We start from the raw sequence: 1665 nt of genomic DNA, 5'->3' as shown, positions 1-1665 counted from the left end.
GTGCTGGTCGGAGGAACCCGGGAGTCCTTTCTCGACCTCATTCGCTTCGAGCGCGCCGCCTATGGCCTGCCGCCGGGTGATCGGCAGCTGCTCGCCGAGAAGCGAGAGCTCATGGGAGCAATGCGCTCGGAGGCGATCGACGAAAGGCCGAGCGAGCCGGCAAAAGCGCACCCCCTTCTGCAAGAGCTCGATCTTCGAACCGAGGATATCATCGAGCTCATCGCGAGCGCTCGACGGCTCAAGATGGCTGTGCGCGGCTGGGTGGCGGAAGAGCATCTGCGCACGACATTGGCGCAGCTCGACGGCGTAACCCATTGCGAGCGTCTAGACGAGGAGGGCGGACCCGATCTGCGTATCCGCTTCCACGAAGGCCCGCTTCTATCTGTGGAATGCAAGAATGTCTTGCGCAGGCTCAATAAGACACGCAATCTTCCGCGTATCGACTTTCAACGGACACGAGCCGCGAAAGCCGATCCATGCTCGAGATACTATTCGCCGGGCGATTTCGACATAGTCGCCGGCTGCCTTCACGCAGTCACCGAGCGCTGGGAGTTTCGATACATGCTCCCATCGTCCCTCGCGCTCCACGAGAGATGCGCCGGCAAGCTGGCGAGCAATGTGCTGGTCGACGAAAGCTGGTGGCGCGAGCCGCAGGGCGCTTTCGAAGCCGCGGCCGCTCGGCTAGGCTGGCGCGCATGACTAAGCTTCGCGCGATCAGCCTTTACACCGGAGCCGGGGGCCTCGACCTCGGATTCGAAGCCGCTGGATTCGAGACTGCCGTGGCTTTGGAGATCGACGCTCGCTGCGTCGCCACGCTGCGCGCGAATCGATCCTGGAGTGTGATCGATCGCGATATCTCCCTCGTCTCGACCGCCGAGCTTCTCGAAGCGGGCGATCTCACGGTCAGCGAAGCGGACGTTCTGATCGGCGGCCCGCCCTGTCAGCCCTTCTCGAAATCCGGCTTTTGGGCGCATGGAGAGGCGCGACGGCTCGAGGACCCTCGCGCCGGGACCTTGGCGGCGTATATGCGGGTGCTGGAAGAGGCGCTCCCTCGCGCATTCCTGCTGGAAAATGTCGAGGGTCTGGGGTTCCGCGGCAAGGATGAAGGCCTCGAGCTGATAAGGACCGCCCTTCAGCGAATCAACGCAGCTCATGGCTCCCGGTACACCGCATCCATCGCCGTCCTGAATGCCGCCGACTACGGCGTTCCGCAGCTGCGCAGACGCCTATTCGTGATCGGCGCGCGCGATGGCGCCGCCTTCGAGTTCCCCATGGCGACACATGTCGACCCGGCGCTCGCCGACCCGGCCGACAATCGGCCACGCTATAGAACCGCATGGGATGCGATTCACGACATCGAGCCGCATGATCCATCGCTGGAGCCCAAGGGGAAATGGGCTCGCCTGCTGCCGAGCATCCCGGAAGGGCAGAACTATCTTTGGCACACGGAGCGCGGCGGAGGCGAGCCTCTGTTCGGCTGGCGCCGCCGATATTGGTCGTTTCTGCTCAAGCTCGCCAAGGCTCAGCCGGCGTGGACATTGCAGGCCCAGCCCGGCCCGGCTACCGGCCCATTCCATTGGAGCAGCCGACGTCTGAGCATGCGCGAGATGGCCAGGCTCCAGACTTTTCCGGATGATTTCTCTGTCATCGGCGGCGTCGCCGACG

The 1665-nt window shown here is 64.0% G+C and carries 2 protein-coding genes; both read left to right on the top strand.

Annotation, left to right across the window (positions count from 1 at the left end; genetic code table 11):
• Positions 1-699: hypothetical protein (locus A1351_RS25190; RefSeq protein ID WP_198162237.1), on the top strand; the 699-nt coding region annotated here is incomplete at its 5' end.
• The coding region (locus A1351_RS06620; protein ID WP_064032556.1) for a DNA cytosine methyltransferase at positions 696-1665 on the top strand (970 nt) is incomplete at its 3' end. The genes A1351_RS25190 and A1351_RS06620, both read left to right, overlap by 4 nt.

This window comes from Methylosinus sp. R-45379 (assembly GCF_001644125.1).
Lineage (GTDB): Bacteria > Pseudomonadota > Alphaproteobacteria > Rhizobiales > Beijerinckiaceae > Methylosinus.
This window is presented reverse-complemented; position numbering and strand designations above follow the sequence as displayed.